This is a genomic window from Pseudomonas sp. G3-39, assembly GCF_054790485.1.
On record NZ_CP186497.1, the window covers coordinates 1,690,247 to 1,710,826 of the forward strand.

At 59.2% G+C, this 20,580-nt stretch carries 17 protein-coding genes; 12 read left to right on the forward strand and 5 right to left on the reverse strand.

Annotated features, from left to right (window positions below; genetic code table 11):
- The first annotated feature begins 116 nt into the window (after window positions 1–116).
- Entirely contained in the window at window positions 117–575 is a 459-nt protein-coding gene (locus tag ACOYXG_RS07655) for an REP-associated tyrosine transposase (protein ID WP_097090186.1), read from the forward strand.
- Between the two features lie 100 nt (window positions 576–675).
- On the opposite strand, the gene ACOYXG_RS07660 is transcribed toward ACOYXG_RS07655, so the two are convergent.
- On the reverse strand, window positions 676–1,284 hold the full coding sequence (locus ACOYXG_RS07660; RefSeq protein ID WP_034151540.1) for a TetR/AcrR family transcriptional regulator: 609 nt from the start codon (window positions 1,282–1,284) through the stop codon (window positions 676–678).
- 134 nt (window positions 1,285–1,418) lie between these two features.
- Here ACOYXG_RS07660 and ACOYXG_RS07665 point away from each other — a divergent pair, with 134 nt between their 5' ends.
- Window positions 1,419–2,333, forward strand: a complete 915-nt coding sequence (locus ACOYXG_RS07665) for a DUF808 domain-containing protein (protein WP_097090118.1) — start codon at window positions 1,419–1,421, stop codon at window positions 2,331–2,333.
- A gap of 176 nt (window positions 2,334–2,509) precedes the next feature.
- On the opposite strand, the gene ACOYXG_RS07670 is transcribed toward ACOYXG_RS07665, so the two are convergent.
- Window positions 2,510–3,298 (reverse strand): MlaA family lipoprotein, encoded by a 789-nt coding sequence (locus tag ACOYXG_RS07670; RefSeq protein ID WP_007969640.1) that lies wholly within the window; start codon window positions 3,296–3,298, stop codon window positions 2,510–2,512.
- On the reverse strand, window positions 3,291–4,589 hold the full coding sequence (locus ACOYXG_RS07675; RefSeq protein WP_027613946.1) for a serine/threonine protein kinase: 1,299 nt from the start codon (window positions 4,587–4,589) through the stop codon (window positions 3,291–3,293). Before ACOYXG_RS07675 ends, ACOYXG_RS07670 begins: the two co-directional genes overlap by 8 nt.
- Window positions 4,590–4,812: 223 nt before the next feature.
- Here ACOYXG_RS07675 and ACOYXG_RS07680 point away from each other — a divergent pair, with 223 nt between their 5' ends.
- Window positions 4,813–5,181 carry a hypothetical protein gene (locus tag ACOYXG_RS07680; protein WP_150367869.1) on the forward strand — a complete coding sequence of 123 codons (369 nt, stop codon included), beginning with the start codon at window positions 4,813–4,815 and terminating at the stop codon, window positions 5,179–5,181.
- 115 nt (window positions 5,182–5,296) lie between these two features.
- Here ACOYXG_RS07680 and ACOYXG_RS07685 read toward each other — a convergent pair whose 3' ends face one another.
- Window positions 5,297–6,892 carry a glycoside hydrolase family 17 protein gene (locus ACOYXG_RS07685; protein WP_460356851.1) on the reverse strand — a complete coding sequence of 532 codons (1,596 nt, stop codon included), beginning with the start codon at window positions 6,890–6,892 and terminating at the stop codon, window positions 5,297–5,299.
- 288 nt (window positions 6,893–7,180) lie between these two features.
- On the opposite strand from ACOYXG_RS07685, the gene ACOYXG_RS07690 reads away from it, so the two are divergent.
- The 3 genes from ACOYXG_RS07690 (at window position 7,181) to ACOYXG_RS07700 (ending at window position 10,242) form a co-directional block, all read left to right on the forward strand.
- Window positions 7,181–8,032, forward strand: a complete 852-nt coding sequence (locus ACOYXG_RS07690) for a glycine betaine ABC transporter substrate-binding protein (RefSeq protein WP_027613949.1) — start codon at window positions 7,181–7,183, stop codon at window positions 8,030–8,032.
- A gap of 243 nt (window positions 8,033–8,275) precedes the next feature.
- Entirely contained in the window at window positions 8,276–8,587 is a 312-nt protein-coding gene (locus ACOYXG_RS07695) for a DUF485 domain-containing protein (protein WP_027613950.1), read from the forward strand.
- Complete coding sequence (locus ACOYXG_RS07700; protein ID WP_460356855.1) at window positions 8,584–10,242, forward strand: cation acetate symporter; 1,659 nt, start codon at window positions 8,584–8,586, stop codon at window positions 10,240–10,242. Before ACOYXG_RS07695 ends, ACOYXG_RS07700 begins: the two co-directional genes overlap by 4 nt.
- A 1,043-nt stretch (window positions 10,243–11,285) precedes the next feature.
- Here ACOYXG_RS07700 and gltA read toward each other — a convergent pair.
- A complete protein-coding gene (gene gltA, locus ACOYXG_RS07705; RefSeq protein ID WP_003222994.1) occupies window positions 11,286–12,575 on the reverse strand; it encodes a citrate synthase in 1,290 nt (429 codons plus the stop codon).
- Window positions 12,576–12,938: 363 nt separating this feature from the next.
- On the opposite strand from gltA, the gene sdhC reads away from it, so the two are divergent.
- From sdhC to odhB, 6 genes are all read left to right on the forward strand, one after another.
- A complete protein-coding gene (gene sdhC, locus ACOYXG_RS07710) occupies window positions 12,939–13,313 on the forward strand; it encodes a succinate dehydrogenase, cytochrome b556 subunit (RefSeq protein ID WP_047292829.1) in 375 nt (124 codons plus the stop codon).
- On the forward strand, window positions 13,307–13,675 hold the full coding sequence (gene sdhD, locus ACOYXG_RS07715) for a succinate dehydrogenase, hydrophobic membrane anchor protein (protein WP_047292833.1): 369 nt from the start codon (window positions 13,307–13,309) through the stop codon (window positions 13,673–13,675). Before sdhC ends, sdhD begins: the two co-directional genes overlap by 7 nt.
- A 3-nt stretch (window positions 13,676–13,678) precedes the next feature.
- Complete coding sequence (gene sdhA, locus ACOYXG_RS07720; RefSeq protein WP_007962857.1) at window positions 13,679–15,451, forward strand: succinate dehydrogenase flavoprotein subunit; 1,773 nt, start codon at window positions 13,679–13,681, stop codon at window positions 15,449–15,451.
- Between the two features lie 11 nt (window positions 15,452–15,462).
- Window positions 15,463–16,167 carry a succinate dehydrogenase iron-sulfur subunit gene (locus tag ACOYXG_RS07725; protein WP_003223007.1) on the forward strand — a complete coding sequence of 235 codons (705 nt, stop codon included), beginning with the start codon at window positions 15,463–15,465 and terminating at the stop codon, window positions 16,165–16,167.
- Between the two features lie 259 nt (window positions 16,168–16,426).
- Window positions 16,427–19,258 carry a 2-oxoglutarate dehydrogenase E1 component gene (locus ACOYXG_RS07730; RefSeq protein ID WP_027614036.1) on the forward strand — a complete coding sequence of 944 codons (2,832 nt, stop codon included), beginning with the start codon at window positions 16,427–16,429 and terminating at the stop codon, window positions 19,256–19,258.
- A 42-nt stretch (window positions 19,259–19,300) separates the two neighbouring features.
- On the forward strand, window positions 19,301–20,524 hold the full coding sequence (gene odhB / locus ACOYXG_RS07735) for a 2-oxoglutarate dehydrogenase complex dihydrolipoyllysine-residue succinyltransferase (RefSeq protein ID WP_003223011.1): 1,224 nt from the start codon (window positions 19,301–19,303) through the stop codon (window positions 20,522–20,524).
- Window positions 20,525–20,580 lie beyond the last annotated feature (56 nt).

Consider the following 20,580-nt stretch of genomic DNA (forward strand, 5'->3'; position numbering starts at 1 on the left):
AGGAGTGAGCCTGCTCGCGATAGCTCTCTCCCAGAAACATCCAGCCAAGAGTCTGTCCCATCAACTTGAGCACGCAGAACTAGTCTTCTCATGAGCTGATCATGGGAGGCAAAGGAATGCCTGATCTACCCGCTGCACACCGATTGCGAGCCGGTCGCTATGCCGAGCCCAATCGAATCTACCTACTGACGACCAACACTCTTGATCGCAAACCGATCTTTGCCGATTTTGCTTTGGGCCGATTGGTGGTTCATCAATTTCGCCGTGCACAAGATCTCGGCTTGGCGAACTCACTGGCGTGGGTGGTGATGCCGGATCATTTTCATTGGTTAATCGAATTGCAGAGCGGGTCTTTGAGCGAACTGATGCAAAAGACCAAATCGCTAAGTACCAAAGCGGTGAACCAGGCTACCGGTAGAAATGTTGGCCTCTGGCAAAGAGGGTTTCATGACCGGGCACTGCGGCGGGAGGAGGATTTGGTGAAGATGGCAAGGTATGTCGTCGCCAACCCTTTGCGGGTTGGTCTGGTGGAGAAGCTTGGGGATTATCCGCTGTGGGATGCGATTTGGGTTTGAGCCGAAACCGTGTTGCCTCGATCGCGAGCAGGCTCACTCCTACAGGGGAACGCATTCCAAATGTAGGAGTGAGCCTGCTCGCGATGGCGCCATCACGGTCTCACTGATCCGGCTCACACCCTTTCAACACCAGCCGGATAATCGTCTGTGCCGCAGCCTCGTAATCCGCCTCGTCCAGCTTGTCCTTGCCGGTGACCGCAGAAATCTGCCAGTCGAAGTCGGCGTAGGTCTGGGTTGCGGCCCAGATGCTGAACATCAGGTGGTTGGGGTCGATCGGGGCGATCTGACCGCGGTCGATCCAGCTCTGGATGCAGTCGATGTTGTGCTTGGCCTGGCTGTTGAGCTGCTCGACCAGGTCGGCGCTCAGGTGCGGAGCGCCGTGCATGATTTCGCTGGCGAACACCTTGGAGGCGAAGGGCAGGTCGCGGGAGATGCGGATCTTCGAGCGGATGTAGCCGCTGAGCACTTCGCTCGGTACGCCGTCCGGGTTGAACGGGGTCGAAGCCTGCAGGATCGGCACGATGATGCTTTCCAGGACCTCGCGGTAGAGGTTTTCCTTGGATTTGAAGTAGTAGTAAACGTTGGGCTTGGGCAATCCTGCCTTGGCGGCGATGTCGCTGGTTTTGGTCGCAGCGAAGCCCTTGTCGGCAAATTCCTCACTGGCGGCACGCAGGATCAGTTCTTTGTTGCGCTCGCGGATTGTGCTCATAAACCCGGTGGTTCCTTGCCTGTTCTGGCGGTTGCGCATGGTAGCACCGGCCTCGCGCATGGCTCAAGAATGCCCCGTGTGGCCCGCAGTCGCGGTATGCTGCGCGGCATTATTCACATAAGGAAACAAGATTCATGGCAGGAAGCAGTTTGCTGGTGCTGATCGACGATATTGCCACCGTTCTGGATGATGTGGCGTTGATGAGCAAAATGGCCGCGAAGAAGACCGCCGGCGTACTCGGCGATGACTTGGCGCTCAATGCCCAGCAAGTCTCCGGGGTGCGCGCCGAGCGGGAAATTCCGGTGGTCTGGGCGGTCGCCAAGGGCTCGTTCCTCAACAAGCTGATCCTGGTGCCCTCCGCCCTGGCGATCAGTGCGTTTGTGCCATGGCTGGTGACGCCGCTGTTGATGGTCGGCGGCGCGTACCTGTGTTTCGAAGGTTTCGAGAAGCTCGCGCACAAGTTCCTGCACAGCAAGGCTGAAGATGACGCCGACCACGCGCAATTGAGCGCGGCGGTGGCTGAGCCGACCACCGATCTGGTGGCTTACGAGAAGGACAAGATCAAAGGCGCGATCCGCACTGACTTCATCCTCTCGGCGGAAATCATCGCCATCACACTTGGCACCGTGGCCGACGCTTCGCTGACCCAGCAAGTGATCGTCATGTCGGGCATCGCCATCGTCATGACCGTGGGGGTTTATGGCCTGGTGGCCGGCATCGTCAAACTCGACGATCTAGGCCTGTGGCTGACACAGAAATCGGGTGCGGCAGCAAAAAACATCGGCAATGCAATCCTGCGCGCCGCCCCGTACATGATGAAAGGCCTGTCGGTGATCGGCACGGCGGCAATGTTCCTCGTCGGTGGCGGCATCCTCACCCACGGCATTCCCGTGGTGCATCACTGGATTGAAAGTGTCGGTGTGGCGGCCGGTAGCGCCGGGTTCGCAGTCCCTGTGCTGCTCAATGGCGTGGCGGGGATCATCGCGGGCGCGGCAGTGCTGGCGGTGGTTTCGGTGGTCGGCAAAATCTGGCGCACGATCAAAGGATAAACACATCACCCCTGTGGGAGCGGGCTTGCTCGCGAATGCGGTGGGTCAGTCGAAGAATGTGCTGGCTGATTCACCGCATTCGCGAGCAAGCCCGCTTCCACCGTTTGATCCAGGTTGTGCCATGAAAAAGGGCCATTCGACTCGCATCGAATGGCCCTTTTTTGTTGTCGCCGAGGTTACTCGGCAATCTGCAGCTTGCGCGACTCGGTGTAGACGTAACGCACTTTCTCGTACTCGAACGGCGAGTTCATCTGACCGTAGCGGAAGTTGGTCTGGTAGCGCTTGTCGACCGCACGCAGGGCCCAGATTTCCGGGTGGTTGGAGCTGACTTCCGACACGTTCAGGTAGTTGATCGCCGATTCGGCGGTGTAGTCCACGGCGAGGCCGGCGGTGTCGCGAATGTTCGACGGGCCGAGGATCGGCAACACGAAGTAGGCACCGCCCGGTACGCCGTAGAAGCCCAGGGTCTGACCGAAGTCTTCGCTCTGGCGCGGCAGGCCCATGGCGGTGGCCGGATCCCACAGACCGGCAATGCCGATAGTGGTGTTGAGCAACAGGCGCGCGGTGGTTTCCATCGAGCGCTTGCCCTTGAACTGCAGCAGGCTGTTGACCAGGTTCGGCACGTCGCCAAGGTTGTTGAAGAAGTTGCTCACCCCGGTGCGCAGGAAGCTTGGCGTCACGTAGCGATAACCGTCGACCACCGGCAGGAACACCCATTGGTCGAAGCGGTAGTTGAAGTGGTAGACGCGGCGGTTCCACGACTCCAGCGGGTCGTAGACGTTGAGTGCGTTGAGCGTCGAGCGCTCGAACTCACGCTGGTCCAGCCCCGGGTTGAACTTGAGTTTGGACAGCGGCTCCTTGAAGCCGTCGCTATCGACCACCACCGGCGCGTTGGCTTTGCTGTTGTCGGCCTGGGCCACGCCTGCACTGAGGAGCGCTGCAATCAGCAGGAGATATTTAGCCACGGAAAAACTCCAGCATGGCGTCGCTGTTGACGCGGTAGTTAAGGTTGCCGCAATGGCCGCCCAGTGGGTAAACGGTCAGGCGATCGCCAAAGGTCTTGCGCAGGAAGCCGAGGTCGCCAGGGCCGAGGATCACGTCATCAGCATTGTGCATGACGGCGATTTTCGGGCTGTCGTGCAGGTAATCCTTGAGTGCGTACAGGCTGACCTGATCGATCAGTTGCAGCAGGCTGCCGCCGTCAGTGCGCGCGCGCCACATCGGAATCACTTGTTCGGTCAGGTAGCAGTCGAAGTCGCATTGCAGCGCACGCTTGAGGAACGGCGTGAGGCTGGTGCCTTCGGTGATGGGGAATTTCGGCGGGGTGATCAGGCCACGACGGTTGATCAGGTCGGAGGTGAAGGCAATGTCGGCCGCCGAGAAACGGAACGAAGTGCCGATCAGCATCGCCATCTGTTCGTTGGTCAGGTGCTGCTTCGACTGCTGGAAGTCGTAGAGCAGGGCGTCATTGAGGTCGATGTAGCCTTTCTGCTGGAAGTAGCGGGTCAGCTTGTTCAGCACCAGTTCATAGAAGGTGGTGCTGTTGTTGATGCCCTTCACCTCGGTCTGTACCAGCTTGTCGAGGTTGCTGATCGAGGTGTAGAGGTTGACCGGCGGGTTGAGCAGCAGGACTTTCTTGAAGTTGAAGCTGCGTCGGGTCTCGTCCAGATGCGCGACGAACGCGGCATCCAGCGCGCCGAGGCTGTAGCCGCTGAGGTAGTACTCGGTGACCGGCAGTTTCGGATGCTGCGCACGCACGGCCTGCATCACCCGGTACATGTCTTCGGCGTCTTCCTTGGTGATGCCCGGGGTGGCGAAGCGTGAAGCGGCGCTGATGAAGTCGAAGCTGGTGGGCGACGACAGCTGCACGACGTGGTAGCCGGCCTTGTAGTAGAGCTTCTTCAGGTACTCGTTGAGCGTGCTGTCATAGCGCGCGCCGGTACCGGCGATCAGGAAGATCAGCGGCGCCGGTTTGTCCTGCTCGGCGATGCGGTAGGTGAGTTTTTTCACCGCCCAGAAATTGTCCGGGAGGATGAAGGCCCGTTCCGGGCGCAGGGTGATGCTGTGGTCGGACTGATTGATCTCGTCGTTCGACGGCAATTCCGGGCGCAGGTCCGGTGGCGTGGTGGCGATGGTCGCCTCGAACGGGTTGGTCAGGGGATAGCCATAACTGGCGGCATCGATATCCACCGCCAGTGCGGACGCACTCAGAATAAGGCCGCTGAACAGCGCGGCGAAGCGCAAGGAACGGAGCATGACTGGATCCCTTAAAGGAAGGTGCCGAATGAAGTTCGCAGGCTATGACCACCGGGCTTGCGCCAAAGTGCCATGCCTCGGCACCAAACAGGCAGAATTCGGAGTAATAGTAGCTGGACGATACACTTTGCAAGGCGCGGATGACCAGTTAACAGTTGTTAGTGCTTGCCAACGCGTGCGGGCAGATTAAGCTGGCCGCCGATTTCGTTGATTGGAGAGTTTCATGTCCCGCCGCTTGCCCGTGATTCTGTTGCTCGTGCTGTTGCCGCTGTGGCTGGCCGCCAGTTATGGCGTGCGTTATGGCTTCATGGAAGATGGGCAGTGGGTCGGCATCTGCGTCGATGAGGCGAGCCGCTGGGAATGCTCGGTGCGTTCGAACCTGGGGCTGATGATCCACTTCAAGGTGTTGGGCTGGACCGCGCTGGGTGCGGCGCTGCTCGGTTTTGTGTTGCCCGGACGGGCAGGGTGGTGGCTGGCGGTGCTGGCGCTGGTGTTCGGGTTGCCGGCGCTGGCGTTGTACAACACGACGCTGGCGGTGTTTGCGCTGGTTATTGGCGGATTGCGGTTGGTCCGGGCGTCCCGCAGCGCCTAAGAGTCAGCCTTCGCGAGCAAGCCTGCTCCCACATTCGATTGCATTCCAACTGGAGGAACCCGATCAAATGTGGGAGCGGGCTTGCTCGCGAAGGGCCCAGACTGGCCTCTGGAGATCAGCCTTTGCGAAACCGCAGGCAGCGCCACAACGCCGCCACCATCAACCCGCTGACCAGCGCCCAGCCCCACGCCTGCTGATTCAACAAGCCTTCTTCATACAGCTGCGGCGCAATGCCGGCGCCGATGATAACGGTCAGCAGGGCGATTTCCCGGCGTGGCACGCTGACCGGACGGCACACGTACACCAGCGCCGGCAGAATGAACGCCATGCTGGCGAAACTGCGATAACGCGCGTCGGACACCATCTCCAGCATCATCACCGCCGCCGCAAAACCGGCCACGGCAACCAGCCATCCAGCACGCCGTTCCAGCAGATTGAACGCGCGTTCACGCCAACCCTGACGGTTGCTCAAGGTCAGCGCGGCATGCGCCAGCACCAACAGATTCAACGCTGTCAGCAAGCCGACCCACAGCCATTCGCTGGCAAACCGCGTGGTCACTCGCGCCAGATCGCCCCAGGCGCCGATCGAGCAGGCTGCAACTGCCGCAAGCAGGGGCAGAACCAACGCCGATTGCGTGGTGCGAACCCGGCCGCCGAGTAGCAGCGTGCCGAGGAAAATCAGCCCACCGACGCCCAGCCATTCCTTCCAGTACGGCACATTGGTCACTGGCCCGGCGAGCACGCCCTTGTCCTGGCGATCGGCGTCGAACAGGCCCCAGTAACCGCCGACCGCACCTTCGCTGCCCCGTTTCCATGGCTGGTCGAACGCTTCGATCAGGTTGTAATGCCAGCCTTCCTTCTCGGCCATCGCGACAAAACCGCGAATGAACTTGGCCTCGTTGACCCGGCTCGGCAGGGCGGTCTCACGCTGGCGGCCTTCACTGGGCCAGCCGGTCTCGCCGATCATCACGTCCTTGGGCGCGAATTTGTTGCCGAACACCTGACGCACATCCGCCACGTGTTGCAGAGCGACGTCGATGTTTGACGGGTCATCTTCCCAGTACGGCAGCAAGTGAATGGTCAGGAAATCCACCGCCGGCGCGACTTCCGGGTGCTTGAGCCAGAACTCCCAGACATCGGCATAAGTGACCGGTTGCTTGACCTGGCTTTTGACCTTGTTGATCAGCTTCGCCAGTTGCGCGCCGGTGACTTCCTTGCGCAGCAACGCTTCGTTGCCGACGATCACCGCGCTGACCACATCCGGGTTGGCGTTGGCCGAAGCAATCAGCAGGTCGACTTCTTTCTCGGTGTCCGCCGGGTTGCTGTTGACCCAGGCGCCGATCATCAACTTCAAACCGTGCTTGCGCGCCAGTTGCGGCAGGGCTTCGAGGCCGGTCATCGAGTAGGTGCGGATGCATTCGAAGCGCGTCGCCAGCAGGGCGAGGTCGGCGTCCATGCGCTCCGGGCGCAGCTTGAACGGCACGTCAAACGGCGATTGATCCTTGTCGAACGGCGTGTAAGAGGCGCATTGCAACTTGTGCGTCGGGGTCGCGGCATCCGGCAGGATCACCGGTTTGCCGAGGCCGTACCAGAAACCGCCAAGGGCAAACAGGCCGAGCAGGCAGGCGAAGAGATAAGGAACAAACGGGATGCGGGAAGTCGCGGACATGGTCAGGCCGAGTGGCTGCAAAGCGACGCATGTTACCTGCATTTATCCGCGGGTTGGTGGCCTGCATGATTTGCACATGCAAAGTTCGGGCGGATTGTCTGGCGCCAATTATTCAGAGGCGATTAATGGCCTTCTGATGTCGTTTCTCGGTGTATTGAGGTCGCTGACAGAGCAGGTCGCTGCGGGCGTCAGGCCGATGATCGAAAGCGTCAGTACTCCACTGGCATTCGAGCGAGTTTGCGGTCAGGCGTGATGGGGGCGCTGTGCACCATAACAATACGTTGACGATGCCCGGCATCCGTCGGGCGCAGCATTTCGGGGAAGTAAACGATGAAGATGCGACGACTTTTAGGCGCAGGTGCCGCTCTGGTGCTTGCGATGAGTTCCACATTCGCCAGCGCTGAAAAACAGACCCTGAACATCGGTTACGTTGACGGCTGGTCCGACAGCGTCGCGACCACCCACGTGGCGGCCGAGGTGATCAAGCAGAAACTCGGCTACGACGTGAAGCTGCAAGCCGTCGCCACCGGGATCATGTGGCAGGGCGTGGCCACCGGCAAACTCGACGCGATGCTCTCGGCATGGCTGCCGGTGACCCACGGCGATTACTGGACGAAGAACAAGGATCTGGTCGTCGATTACGGCCCGAACTTCAAGGACGCGAAAATCGGCCTGATCGTGCCGGAGTACGTCAAGGCCAAATCGATCGAAGACCTCAAGACCGACGACACCTTCAAGAACCGCATCGTCGGCATCGACGCCGGTTCAGGCGTGATGCTCAAAACCGATCAGGCGATCAAGGATTACGGCCTCGACAAATATACGCTCAAGGCCAGTTCCGGCGCCGGCATGATTGCCGAGCTGACCCGTGCCGAGAAGAAGAACGAATCGATTGCCGTCACCGGTTGGGTGCCGCACTGGATGTTCGCCAAGTGGAAACTGCGCTTCCTCGACGACCCGAAAGGCGTGTATGGCGCGGCTGAAACCGTGAACAGCATCGGCAGCAAAGAACTCGCTACCAAGGCTCCGGAAGTCGCCAAGTTCCTGAAAAACTTCCAGTGGGCGTCGAAAGACGAGATCGGCGAAGTCATGCTGGCCATCCAGGACGGCGCCAAGCCTGAGGCGGCGGCCAAGGATTGGGTCGCCAAGCACCCGGATCGCGTGGCTGACTGGACCAAATAAAAGCAACACCGCCGTACCCCACTGTGGGAGCGAGCCTGCTCGCGAATGCAATCTGTCAGTTGATACATATTTCGACTGATCCGACGCTTTCGCGAGCAGGCTCGCTCCCACGGTTTTTTTTTGTGTGCTGAAAATTGGCGAAAACGTCATGTCGTTCTAATACTAAGGTCGTCTGGAACCCGTTCCGCAGCCGCATACAGTGGATACGTTCCAACAATAATCTGTGCTGCGAGGATAAAAACAATGAACGACAGCATTTACCTCTCGATTCAAAACAGCCCGCGCTTCAAGGAGCTGGTGCGAAAAAGAGAAAAATTCGCCTGGATACTCTCGGCGATCATGCTCGGGCTGTACTCCGGATTCATCCTGCTGATCGCATACGGGCCGCAAGTGCTCGGGGCGAAACTCAGTCCCGGGTCGTCGATTACCTGGGGTATTCCGATTGGTGTCGGTCTGATTGTCTCGGCCTTCATCCTGACCGCGATCTACGTACGGCGCGCCAACGGCGAGTTTGACGACCTGAACAATGCGATTCTCAAGGAGGCTCAGCAATGATCCGGCGTCTACTGGCTCTTTTGAGCATCGCAGCGTTCGCTCCAGCCGTCTGGGCCGCTGACGCCTTGACCGGCGAAGTCCACAAACAACCGCTCAACGTTTCCGCGATCGCCATGTTCGTGGTGTTCGTCGGCGCCACCCTGTGCATCACCTACTGGGCGTCCAAGCGCAACAAGTCGGCCGCCGACTACTATGCGGCGGGCGGCAAGATCACCGGGTTCCAGAACGGTCTGGCGATTGCCGGTGACTACATGTCGGCGGCGTCCTTCCTGGGGATTTCCGCGCTGGTGTTCACTTCCGGCTACGATGGTCTGATCTACTCGATCGGCTTTCTGGTGGGCTGGCCGATCATTCTGTTCCTGATCGCCGAGCGCTTGCGTAACCTGGGCAAATACACCTTTGCCGACGTGGCGTCCTACCGCCTCGGGCAAACCCAGATCCGCACCCTGTCTGCCTGCGGTTCGCTGGTGGTGGTGGCGTTCTACCTGATCGCGCAAATGGTCGGTGCCGGCAAACTGATCCAGTTGCTGTTCGGTCTGGACTACCATGTTGCGGTGATTCTGGTCGGTGTGCTGATGTGCATGTACGTGCTGTTCGGCGGCATGCTGGCGACCACCTGGGTGCAGATCATCAAGGCGGTGTTGCTGCTGTCCGGTGCCTCGTTCATGGCACTGATGGTGATGAAACACGTCAACTTCGACTTCAACATGCTGTTCTCCGAGGCGATCAAGGTTCACCCTAAAGGTGAAGCGATCATGAGCCCGGGCGGTCTGGTGAAAGATCCGATTTCGGCGTTCTCCCTGGGCCTGGCCCTGATGTTCGGTACTGCCGGCCTGCCACACATCCTGATGCGCTTCTTCACCGTGAGTGATGCGAAAGAAGCGCGCAAGAGCGTGCTGTACGCCACCGGCTTCATTGGCTACTTCTACATCCTGACCTTCATCATCGGCTTCGGCGCGATCCTGCTGGTCAGCACCAACCCGGCCTTCAAGGATGCGGCGGGCGCTCTGCTCGGCGGCAACAACATGGCGGCGGTGCACCTGGCTGACGCGGTGGGTGGCAGCATCTTCCTCGGCTTCATCTCGGCGGTGGCGTTCGCGACCATTCTGGCGGTGGTGGCCGGTCTGACCCTGGCCGGTGCTTCGGCGGTGTCGCACGACCTGTATGCCAGCGTGATCAGGAAGGGCAAGGCCAACGACAAGGATGAAATTCGCGTGTCGAAGATCACCACCATCGCCCTGGGCGTGCTGGCGATCGGTCTGGGCATCCTGTTCGAGAGCCAGAACATTGCGTTCATGGTCGGCCTGGCGTTCTCCATCGCGGCGAGCTGCAACTTCCCGGTGCTGTTGCTTTCGATGTACTGGAAGAAACTGACCACCCGCGGCGCGATGGTCGGTGGCTGGCTGGGGCTGGTGAGTGCGGTGGGGCTGATGATCCTTGGCCCGACCATCTGGGTGCAGATTCTGCATCACGAGAAGGCGATCTTCCCTTACGAGTACCCGGCGCTGTTCTCGATGGTGATCGCGTTCATCGGGATCTGGTTCTTCTCGATTACCGACAAGTCCGCAGCAGCCGAGAACGAGCGGGCGCTGTTCTTCCCGCAGTTTGTGCGTTCGCAGACGGGGTTGGGGGCGAGTGGGGCGGTTTCGCACTAAGTTCTGGTTACGTGGTTTGAGTGAAATGCCTTGGTTGAGAGATCGGGGCATTTTTTTTGTGGGCGGTTTCGGGCTCGGGCCCTGGTGGTTATTGAGTACATATCCGTTGCTGCGGTAACGGCTGCTTAGGGTTCCGCCCTTACGGCGGGTCACTTTTTCCAGACGCCGAAAAAGTAACCAAAAAGGCTTTACCCTGACGTTCGGCCCTCGCCTAGGCTCGGGTTCCTTCGCTCCGGGATTCATCCGGGGGGGCAGCGCCTACGGTTTGCTTCGCTGCACCTCCTCTCGCTGTGTTTGGCTGCGCCAAACGGTCGCTGCGCTCCCACCCCCGGATAAACCCCTCCACTCAGCCTGCCGACGGGCACTCAGATCAAAAGCTTTGCTCGAGCTAACGCTCATTGTGTTGAGTGGGGCGGCTTCGCCGCAGGGGTAGCGCGCAATCTGAACTGTTTCTGCTGGCGATGGCGGCCTGACAGCCGATCAATCTCTTGCAGATGCACCCGGCCCAACTGTGGGAGCGGGCTTGCTCGCGAAGAAGGCCTGTCAGCCGACCAATCTCCAACTGAATACACCCAATCCCATGTAGGAACTGCCGAAGGCTGTGATCTTTTGATCTGCTTTGGCTCTGGCTTTGGCTTTTGATGTGGCTTTTGATCTTTTGCCCCTTCGGCAGGCCGAGCGTAGGTGTCCATTAGGGGGTAGGCGCGCCGCGCCATGCGGCGAAGCCGCATACATCGAGAGGAGGTGCAGCGAAGCAAACCGGAGGCGATGCCCCCGGATGGACACCGTAGCGAGGGAACACTGAGCCTCAGCGAAGTGCCGTACGCCGGGGGAAGCCTTTTTGGTTACTTTTTCGGCGTTTGGAAAAAGTGACCCGCCGTAAGGGCGGAACCGTAATCAGCAACACCCGAAGCAACGGATATACACCCAAAAAACCAAAAAACCAGTCGGCCCACAGGCCGCTGCAACCAGACAAACAAAAACGGCCTCTATATAAGAGGCCGTTCCCGATACAACTTCAAGACGTTATCGCAAGACAAGCCCTATTTGCGGTCTTCCAGCTTGGTGATATCACGCGACTCGTAGCCAGTGTACAACTGGCGCGGACGGCCAATCTTGTACGGGCTGGAGAGCATTTCTTTCCAGTGCGAGATCCAGCCCACAGTACGCGCCAGAGCGAAGATCACGGTGAACATGCTGGTTGGAATGCCGATCGCCTTGAGGATGATCCCCGAGTAGAAGTCGACGTTCGGGTACAGCGAGCGCTCGATGAAGTACGGGTCGGTCAGCGCGATCTCTTCCAGGCGCATGGCCAGTTCGAGTTGCGGATCGTTGTTAATGCCCAGTTCTTTCAGCACTTCGTCGCAGGTCTGCTTCATGACAGTCGCGCGAGGGTCGCGGTTCTTGTAAACGCGGTGACCGAAGCCCATCAGTTTGAACGGATCGTTCTTGTCCTTGGCCTTGGCGATGAACTTGTCGATGTTGGACACATCGCCAATCTCGTCAAGCATGGTCAGAACGGCTTCGTTCGCACCGCCGTGGGCAGGGCCCCACAGTGCGGCGATACCGGCGGCGATACAGGCGAACGGGTTGGCCCCCGAGGAACCTGCCAGACGCACGGTGGACGTCGATGCGTTCTGCTCGTGGTCGGCGTGGAGGATGAAGATCCGGTCCATGGCCTTGGCGAGTACCGGGCTGATCGGTTTGATCTCGCACGGGGTGTTGAACATCATGTGCAGGAAGTTTTCCGCGTACGTCAGGTCGTTGCGCGGGTACATCATGGGTTGGCCCATGGAGTACTTGTAAACCATCGCTGCCAGGGTTGGCATCTTGGCAACCAGACGGATCGCGGAGATTTCGCGATGCTGCGGGTTATTGATGTCCAGGGAATCGTGGTAGAAGGCCGAGAGGGCGCCGACTACGCCGCACATGACGGCCATCGGGTGGGCGTCGCGACGGAAGCCGTTGAAGAAGGTTTTCAGCTGCTCGTGAACCATGGTGTGGTTTTTCACGGTGCTGACGAACTGGGCCTTCTGTTCTGCAGTCGGCAATTCGCCGTTGAGCAGCAGGTAGCAGGTTTCCAGGTAGTCCGACTTTTCAGCCAGCTGTTCGATCGGGTAGCCGCGGTGCAACAGAATGCCGTTGTCGCCGTCGATATAGGTGATCTTCGATTCGCACGAGGCGGTCGACATGAAACCCGGGTCGAAAGTGAAGCGGCCCGTGGCCGTCAGGCCCCGAACATCGATTACATCGGGACCAACGGTGCCGGTTAAAATGGGCAGCTCGACGGGGGCTGCGCCCTCGATGATCAACTGCGCTTTTTTGTCAGCCATGTGGCCTCCTATTTATGCTTGAACCATCAGACAGACCCCCCACGCAGGGCCCGCACCACTATAGTGAGATAAATTCGAATGTCAATTTGCCTAAAGTCTTGCTCCAGAAGGCTTTAAGCGCACTTTTTCCTCGAAATTGACTGCCATTTACGCCTTTTATACGACTTGTGCAATCAGCTATTGGGGGTAGGTGATTGCGTTGTCATTAGTAGCCTAACTGTCTATACTCGGCCACCGACCGCCAAGGGCTTTTGGGCTTGCTTTCATTGGGGGTCGCATCCCTGGGTGGTGGTTACCTGACCAGTGCACTCCCCAACAACTTTGCCCTGATTGTTAGGGGCTCTTCAGTGTGAAAAAAAAGCCGTGAAAAGCCAACGACCTGTAAACCTAGACCTAAGGACCATCAAACTCCCCATCACCGGCGTTACGTCGTTTCTTCACCGTGTTTCCGGCATCATCCTCTTCCTGGGTATCGGCTTCATGCTTTATGCATTGGGCAAGTCTCTGGGTTCCGAGGAAGGTTTTGCCGACGTGAAGGCATGCTTGACCAGCCCGCTGGCCAAGTTCGTAGCATGGGGCCTCCTGTCCGCTCTGCTGTATCACCTGGTAGCCGGTGTGCGCCACTTGATCATGGATATGGGCATCGGTGAGACGCTGGAAGGCGGCCGCCTGGGCTCGAAAATTATCATCGCGGTTTCCGTGGTGCTGATCGTTCTGGCAGGAGTTTGGATATGGTAACCAGCGTTACGAACCTTTCGCGTTCGGGCCTCTATGACTGGATGGCGCAACGTGTGTCTGCGGTTGTTCTCGCGGCTTATTTCATCTTTCTGATCGGATACCTTGCAGTGAATCCGGGCATTGGCTACGACCAGTGGCACGGCCTGTTCGCTCACAACGGGATGCGTATCTTCAGTCTGCTGGCCCTCGTTGCCCTTGGCGCTCACGCCTGGGTCGGCATGTGGACCATCGCGACCGACTACCTGACGCCAATGGCGCTGGGCAAGTCCGCGACCGCAGTACGTTTCCTTTTCCAGGCAGTATGCGGCGTTGCAATGTTCGCTTACTTCGTCTGGGGTGTGCAGATTCTCTGGGGTATCTGAGTCATGGCTAACATTCCAACGATTTCTTTCGACGCCATCATTATTGGTGGTGGCGGTGCCGGCATGCGCGCTGCGCTGCAGCTGGCGCAGGGCGGTCACAAGACTGCGGTGATCACCAAGGTTTTCCCGACCCGTTCGCACACTGTATCCGCCCAGGGCGGCATCACCTGCGCGATCGCGTCCGCTGACCCGAACGATGACTGGCGCTGGCACATGTACGATACCGTCAAGGGTTCCGACTACATCGGTGACCAGGACGCTATCGAATACATGTGTCAGGAAGGCCCGGCGGCCGTTTTCGAGCTGGACCACATGGGTCTGCCGTTCTCGCGTACCGAGCAAGGCCGTATCTACCAGCGTCCGTTCGGTGGTCAGTCCAAGGACTACGGTAAAGGTGGTCAGGCTGCCCGTACCTGCGCAGCGTCCGACCGTACCGGTCACGCACTGCTGCACACCCTTTATCAGGGCAACCTGAAAGCCGGCACCACGTTCCTGAACGAGTACTACGCTGTCGACCTGGTGAAAAACCAGGAAGGCGAGTTTGTCGGTGTGATCGCGATCTGCATCGAAACCGGCGAAACTTCGTACATTCGCGCCAAGGCCACCGTACTGGCTACTGGCGGTGCTGGCCGTATCTACGCCTCCACCACCAACGCCCTGATCAACACCGGTGACGGCGTTGGCATGGCGCTGCGTGCTGGCGTGCCGGTACAAGACATCGAAATGTGGCAGTTCCACCCGACCGGCATCGCTGGCGCCGGTGTACTGGTGACCGAAGGTTGCCGTGGTGAAGGTGGTTACCTGATCAACAAGCACGGCGAGCGTTTCATGGAGCGTTATGCTCCGAACGCGAAGGACCTGGCTGGTCGTGACGTGGTTGCCCGCTCGATGGTTAAAGAAATCATCGCCGGCAACGGTTGCGGTCCGAATGGCGACCACGTAATGCTCAAACTCGACCACCTGGGCGAGGAAGTGCTGCACAGCCGTCTGCCAGGCATCTGCGAACTGTCGAAGACTTTCGCACACGTTGACCCGGTGGTTGCTCCGGTTCCGGTTGTTCCGACCTGCCACTACATGATGGGCGGCGTTGCCACCAACATTCATGGTCAGGCGATCACCCAGAACGCCGAAGGCGTGGATCAGATCATTCCTGGTCTGTTCGCCGTGGGCGAAGTGGCTTGCGTATCGGTGCACGGTGCCAACCGTCTGGGCGGCAACTCGCTGCTCGACCTGGTGGTATTCGGCCGCGCTGCCGGCCTGCACCTGGAAAAGGCGCTGACCGACGGCATCGAATACGACGACGCTACCGAAGCCGACATCGAAGCTGCCCTGTCGCGTCTGAACGCGCTGAACGGCCGTACCGATGGCGAAGACGTGGCTACCCTGCGTCGCGAGCTGCAAAGCTGCATGCAGAACTACTTCGGTGTATTCCGCACTGGCGAATACATGCAGAAGGGTATCGCTCAGCTGGCCGATCTGCGCAAGCGCATCGCCAACGTGAAGATCAACGACAAGTCGCAAGCGTTCAACACCGCGCGTATCGAAGCTCTGGAACTGCAAAACCTGCTGGAAGTGGCTGAAGCTACCGCCATCGCGGCCGAAGTGCGTAAAGAGTCCCGCGGCGCTCACGCCCGTGAAGACTTCGAAGACCGTGACGACGAAAACTGGCTGTGCCACACCCTGTACTTCCCGGGTGAGAAACGCGTCGCCAAGCGTGCCGTAAACTTCTCGCCGAAGACTGTTCCGACTTTCGAACCTAAAGTCCGGACTTATTAAGGGTGATCGCCATGTTGCAAGTCAGTGTTTATCGCTACAACCCTGATCAGGACGCTGCGCCGTTCATGCAGGAATTCCAGGTCGATACCGGTGGTAAAGACCTGATGGTGCTGGACGTGCTGGCCCTGATCAAAGAGCAGGACGAGGGTTTCTCCTATCGTCGCTCTTGCCGTGAAGGCGTCTGCGGCTCCGACGGCATGAACATCAATGGCAAGAACGGCCTGGCGTGCATCACGCCGCTGTCCGCTGTCGTAAAAGGCAACAAGTTGATCGTTCGTCCGCTGCCAGGTTTGCCGGTCATCCGTGACCTGGTTGTCGATATGAGCATCTTCTACAAGCAATACGAGAAGGTTAAGCCTTACCTGCAGAACGACACGCCGGCTCCGGCCATCGAGCGTCTGCAGTCCCCTGAAGAGCGTGAAAAGCTCGACGGTCTGTACGAGTGCATCCTGTGCGCCTGCTGCTCGACCTCGTGCCCGTCCTTCTGGTGGAACCCGGACAAGTTCCTGGGTCCAGCTGCCCTGCTGCAAGCGTACCGCTTCCTCGCAGACAGTCGTGACACCAAGACGTCCGAGCGTCTGGCTTCGCTGGATGACCCGTTCAGCGTTTTCCGCTGCCGGGGCATCATGAACTGCGTCAACGTATGTCCGAAAGGCCTGAACCCGACTAAGGCCATCGGTCACATCCGTAACATGTTGCTTTCGAGCGGCGTGTGATTCAGCTGCTGTAACCGTAGAACCGCTGTAACGAAGAGGCTGTGGCGCGGGCTTCAACCTGCGTCATGGCTATAACCAGAGCAGTAGCCACAAGCTGCAGCTCTTATTTTGAAGAAATGAGACAAGCAGGGGCATCCGGGCTGGTACCCGGACTATCAGCGTGATCCTAAGTGGCTTGTTTTGGTCGCTGCATTCGGACTTCTGCAAGTTTGCTCGGTATTGACGCCGATGGTGTTCCCCTAACCGAGGGTGACCAAGCATGCAAGAAAGCGTGATGCAGCGCATGTGGAACAGCGCCTACCTTTCAGGTGGAAACGCTGCCTATGTGGAAGAGCTTTATGAGCTCTACCTGCACGACCCTAACGCTGTGCCAGAAGAGTGGCGCACCTACTTTCAGAAGCTGCCTGCCGACGGCAGCTCTGCCACTGATGTTTCGCACTCCACAATTCGCGATCATTTCGTGCTGCTGGCAAAGAACCAGCGCCGCGCCCAACCGGTTTCCGCCGGTAGCGTGAGCAGTGAGCACGAGAAGAAGCAAGTTGAAGTGCTGCGATTGATCCAGGCCTACCGTATGCGTGGCCACCAGGCAGCCCAGCTTGACCCGCTGGGGCTGTGGCAGCGTCCTGCACCTGCAGACCTGTCAATCAATCATTACGGCTTGACCAATGCCGATCTTGATACGACCTTCCGTGCCGGCGACCTGTTCATCGGCAAAGAGGAAGCGAGCCTACGCGAAATTCACGAAGCGTTGCAGCAGACATATTGCCGCACCATCGGCGCTGAATTTACGCACATCACCGATTCCGAGCAGCGCCAGTGGTTCCAGCAGCGTCTGGAAAGCGTGCGCGGTCGTCCAACGTACTCCGCTGACATCAAGAGCCACCTGCTCGAGCGCGTGACTGCCGGTGAAGGCCTGGAAAAATACCTGGGCACCAAATACCCGGGCACCAAGCGTTTCGGTCTGGAAGGCGGCGAAAGCCTGATTCCGATGCTCGACGAACTGATCCAGCGTTCCGGTTCCTACGGCACCAAGGAAGTCGTCATCGGCATGGCCCACCGTGGCCGTCTGAACGTGCTGGTCAACACCTTCGGCAAGAACCCGCGCGAGCTGTTCGACGAGTTCGAAGGCAAGAAGAAGGTCGAGCTGGGTTCCGGTGACGTCAAATACCACCAGGGCTTCTCGTCCAACGTGATGACCACCGGCGGTGAAGTTCACCTGGCCATGGCGTTCAACCCGTCCCACCTGGAAATCGTTTCCCCGGTGGTAGAAGGTTCGGTTCGCGCCCGTCAGGATCGTCGTAACGACCCGACCGGTGAGAAGGTGCTGCCGATCTCCATCCACGGTGACGCTGCATTCGCAGGTCAGGGCGTGGTCATGGAAACCTTCCAGATGTCGCAGACCCGCGGTTTCAAGACCGGCGGTACCGTGCACATCGTGATCAACAACCAGGTTGGTTTCACCATCAGCAACCCGCTGGACTCGCGTTCCACCGAGTACGCCACCGACGTTGCGAAGATGATCCAGGCGCCGATCCTCCATGTGAATGGTGATGATCCGGAAGCCGTGCTGTTCGTGACCCAGCTGGCCATCGACTACCGCATGCAGTTCAAGCGTGACGTGGTGATCGACCTGGTCTGCTACCGTCGTCGCGGCCACAACGAGGCCGACGAGCCAAGCGGCACCCAGCCGCTGATGTATCAGCAGATCACCAAGCAGCGCACCACCCGTGAGCTGTACGCTGATCGCCTGACTCAGGCCGGTGTGCTGGACGCTGAACGTGTTCAGGCCAAGGTCGACGAGTACCGCAACGCGCTGGACAACGGTCTGCACGTAGTGAAGTCGCTGGTCAAGGAGCCGAACAAAGAGCTGTTCGTGGACTGGCGTCCGTATCTGGGCCACGCCTGGACTGCGCGTCACGACACGCGTTTCGACCTGAAAACCCTGCAGGAACTGTCCGCCAAGCTGCTGGAAATTCCGGAAGGCTTCGTGGTTCAGCGTCAGGTCGCGAAGATCTACGAAGACCGTCAGAAGATGCAAGCCGGCGGCCTGCCGATCAACTGGGGTTACGCCGAAACCATGGCGTACGCAACCCTGGCGTTCGAAGGTCACCCGATCCGCATGACCGGTCAGGACATCGGCCGCGGTACGTTCTCGCACCGTCACGCCGTACTGCACAACCAGAAAGACGCGGGCACCTACATTCCGCTGCAGAACCTGTACGACGGTCAGCCACGCTTTGACCTGTACGACTCGTTCCTCTCGGAAGAAGCGGTATTGGCCTTCGAATATGGTTACTCGACCACCACGCCAAACGCGCTGGTGATCTGGGAAGCCCAGTTCGGCGACTTCGCCAACGGTGCACAGGTTGTTATCGACCAGTTCATCACCAGCGGCGAACACAAGTGGGGCCGTCTCTGCGGTCTGACCATGCTGTTGCCACACGGCTACGAAGGTCAGGGCCCTGAGCACAGCTCGGCTCGTCTTGAGCGTTACCTGCAGCTGTGCGCCGAGCACAACATTCAGGTGTGCATGCCGACCACCCCGGCCCAGATCTACCACTTGCTGCGTCGTCAGGTGATTCGCCCGCTGCGCAAACCTCTGGTAGTGCTGACGCCTAAGTCGCTGCTGCGCCACAAGCTGGCCGTCTCGACCCTGGAAGATCTTGCTGAAGGTTCGTTCCAGACCGTGATCCCGGAAATCGACGCCCTGGACCCGAAAAAGGTCGAGCGCGTTGTTCTGTGCAGCGGCAAGGTCTACTACGACCTGCTGGAAAAACGCCGTGCCGAAGGCCGTGACGATATCGCCATCGTGCGTATCGAGCAGCTGTATCCATTCCCTGAGGACGACTTGAAAGAAGTCCTGGCGCCTTACACCAACGTCAAGCATGCCGTCTGGTGTCAGGAAGAGCCGATGAACCAGGGCGCCTGGTACTGCAGCCAGCATCACCTGCGTCGCAGCATCGGTAACCTCGACAAGTCTCTCGTACTCGAGTACGCGGGCCGTGAGGCTTCTGCTGCCCCAGCATGTGGTTACGCATCGATGCACGCCGAGCAGCAGGAAAAACTGCTGCAAGACGCGTTTACCGTTTAACGCCTTCGCGCACCTGAAACCGAATTTAAGGAACCACAGATAATGGCTATCGAGATCAAAGCCCCCACTTTCCCGGAATCGGTTGCCGATGGCACCGTTGCCACCTGGCACAAAAAACCGGGCGACGCCGTCAAGCGTGACGACCTGATCGTCGACATCGAAACCGACAAGGTCGTACTGGAAGTGCTGGCTACCGCCGACGGCGTACTGGGCGCAATCGTCAAGAACGAAGGCGACACCGTTCTGTCCGACGAAGTCCTGGGCTCCATCGAAGCGGGTGGCGCTGCTGCCGCTGCTCCAGCCGCCGCTGCTGCTCCGGCCGCTGCTGCCGCTGCCCCGGCGGCTGCCGAAGGCGAAGACGATCCTGTTGCTGCTCCGGCTGCGCGCAAGCTGGCTGAAGAGAACGGCATCAACATCGCTTCCGTTGCCGGCACCGGCAAAGGCGGTCGTGTGACCAAGGAAGACGTGGTGGCTGCTGTAGCCGCGAAGAAAGCCGCTCCGGCTGCTGCTCCTGCAAAAGCCGCTGCTCCAGCCGCTGCTGCTCCGGTATTCGCTGCCGGTGACCGCGTTGAGAAGCGCGTACCGATGACCCGTCTGCGTGCCAAAGTTGCCGAGCGTCTGGTTGAAGCCCAGTCGAACATGGCGATGCTGACCACTTTTAACGAAGTCGACATGACTGAAGTCATGGCCCTGCGTTCGAAGTACAAAGACCTGTTCGAGAAGTCCCACAACGGCGTGCGCCTGGGCTTCATGTCGTTCTTCGTCAAGGCTGCTACCGAAGCGCTGAAGCGCTTCCCGGCAGTCAACGCTTCGATCGACGGTGCGGACATCGTTTACCACGGCTACGCCGACATCGGTGTTGCCGTTTCCAGCGACCGTGGTCTGGTCGTTCCGGTTCTGCGTAACGCTGAGCTGATGAGCCTGGCTGAAATCGAAGGCGGCATCGCCACGTTCGGCAAGAAAGCCCGTGACGGCAAACTGTCGATGGAAGAGATGACCGGCGGTACCTTCACCATCACCAACGGTGGTACCTTCGGTTCGATGATGTCGACCCCGATCGTCAACCCGCCGCAGGCAGCGATTCTGGGCATGCACAACATCATCCAGCGTCCAATGGCCATCAACGGTCAGGTCGTGATCCGTCCGATGATGTATCTGGCACTGTCCTACGATCACCGTCTGATCGATGGCAAAGAAGCTGTAACCTTCCTGGTGACCATCAAGAACCTGCTGGAAGATCCGGCTCGTCTGTTGCTGGATATCTGATAGAAGCAGCTGCGGGCTTCAAGTTTCAAGCTGCAAGAATAGGCAGCTTGGCTTGG

Coding starts and splice junctions, on each gene's coding strand:
- ACOYXG_RS07655 (WP_097090186.1), top strand. CDS start 117: ATGCCTGATCTACCCGCTGCACACCGATTGCGAGCCGGTCGCTATGCC.
- ACOYXG_RS07660 (WP_034151540.1), bottom strand. CDS start 1,284: ATGAGCACAATCCGCGAGCGCAACAAAGAACTGATCCTGCGTGCCGCC.
- ACOYXG_RS07665 (WP_097090118.1), top strand. CDS start 1,419: ATGGCAGGAAGCAGTTTGCTGGTGCTGATCGACGATATTGCCACCGTT.
- ACOYXG_RS07675 (WP_027613946.1), bottom strand. CDS start 4,589: ATGCTCCGTTCCTTGCGCTTCGCCGCGCTGTTCAGCGGCCTTATTCTG.
- ACOYXG_RS07680 (WP_150367869.1), top strand. CDS start 4,813: ATGTCCCGCCGCTTGCCCGTGATTCTGTTGCTCGTGCTGTTGCCGCTG.
- ACOYXG_RS07685 (WP_460356851.1), bottom strand. CDS start 6,892: ATGCAGGTAACATGCGTCGCTTTGCAGCCACTCGGCCTGACCATGTCC.
- ACOYXG_RS07690 (WP_027613949.1), top strand. CDS start 7,181: ATGAAGATGCGACGACTTTTAGGCGCAGGTGCCGCTCTGGTGCTTGCG.
- ACOYXG_RS07695 (WP_027613950.1), top strand. CDS start 8,276: ATGAACGACAGCATTTACCTCTCGATTCAAAACAGCCCGCGCTTCAAG.
- ACOYXG_RS07700 (WP_460356855.1), top strand. CDS start 8,584: ATGATCCGGCGTCTACTGGCTCTTTTGAGCATCGCAGCGTTCGCTCCA.
- gltA (WP_003222994.1), bottom strand. CDS start 12,575: ATGGCTGACAAAAAAGCGCAGTTGATCATCGAGGGCGCAGCCCCCGTC.
- sdhD (WP_047292833.1), top strand. CDS start 13,307: ATGGTAACCAGCGTTACGAACCTTTCGCGTTCGGGCCTCTATGACTGG.
- sdhA (WP_007962857.1), top strand. CDS start 13,679: ATGGCTAACATTCCAACGATTTCTTTCGACGCCATCATTATTGGTGGT.
- ACOYXG_RS07725 (WP_003223007.1), top strand. CDS start 15,463: ATGTTGCAAGTCAGTGTTTATCGCTACAACCCTGATCAGGACGCTGCG.
- ACOYXG_RS07730 (WP_027614036.1), top strand. CDS start 16,427: ATGCAAGAAAGCGTGATGCAGCGCATGTGGAACAGCGCCTACCTTTCA.
- odhB (WP_003223011.1), top strand. CDS start 19,301: ATGGCTATCGAGATCAAAGCCCCCACTTTCCCGGAATCGGTTGCCGAT.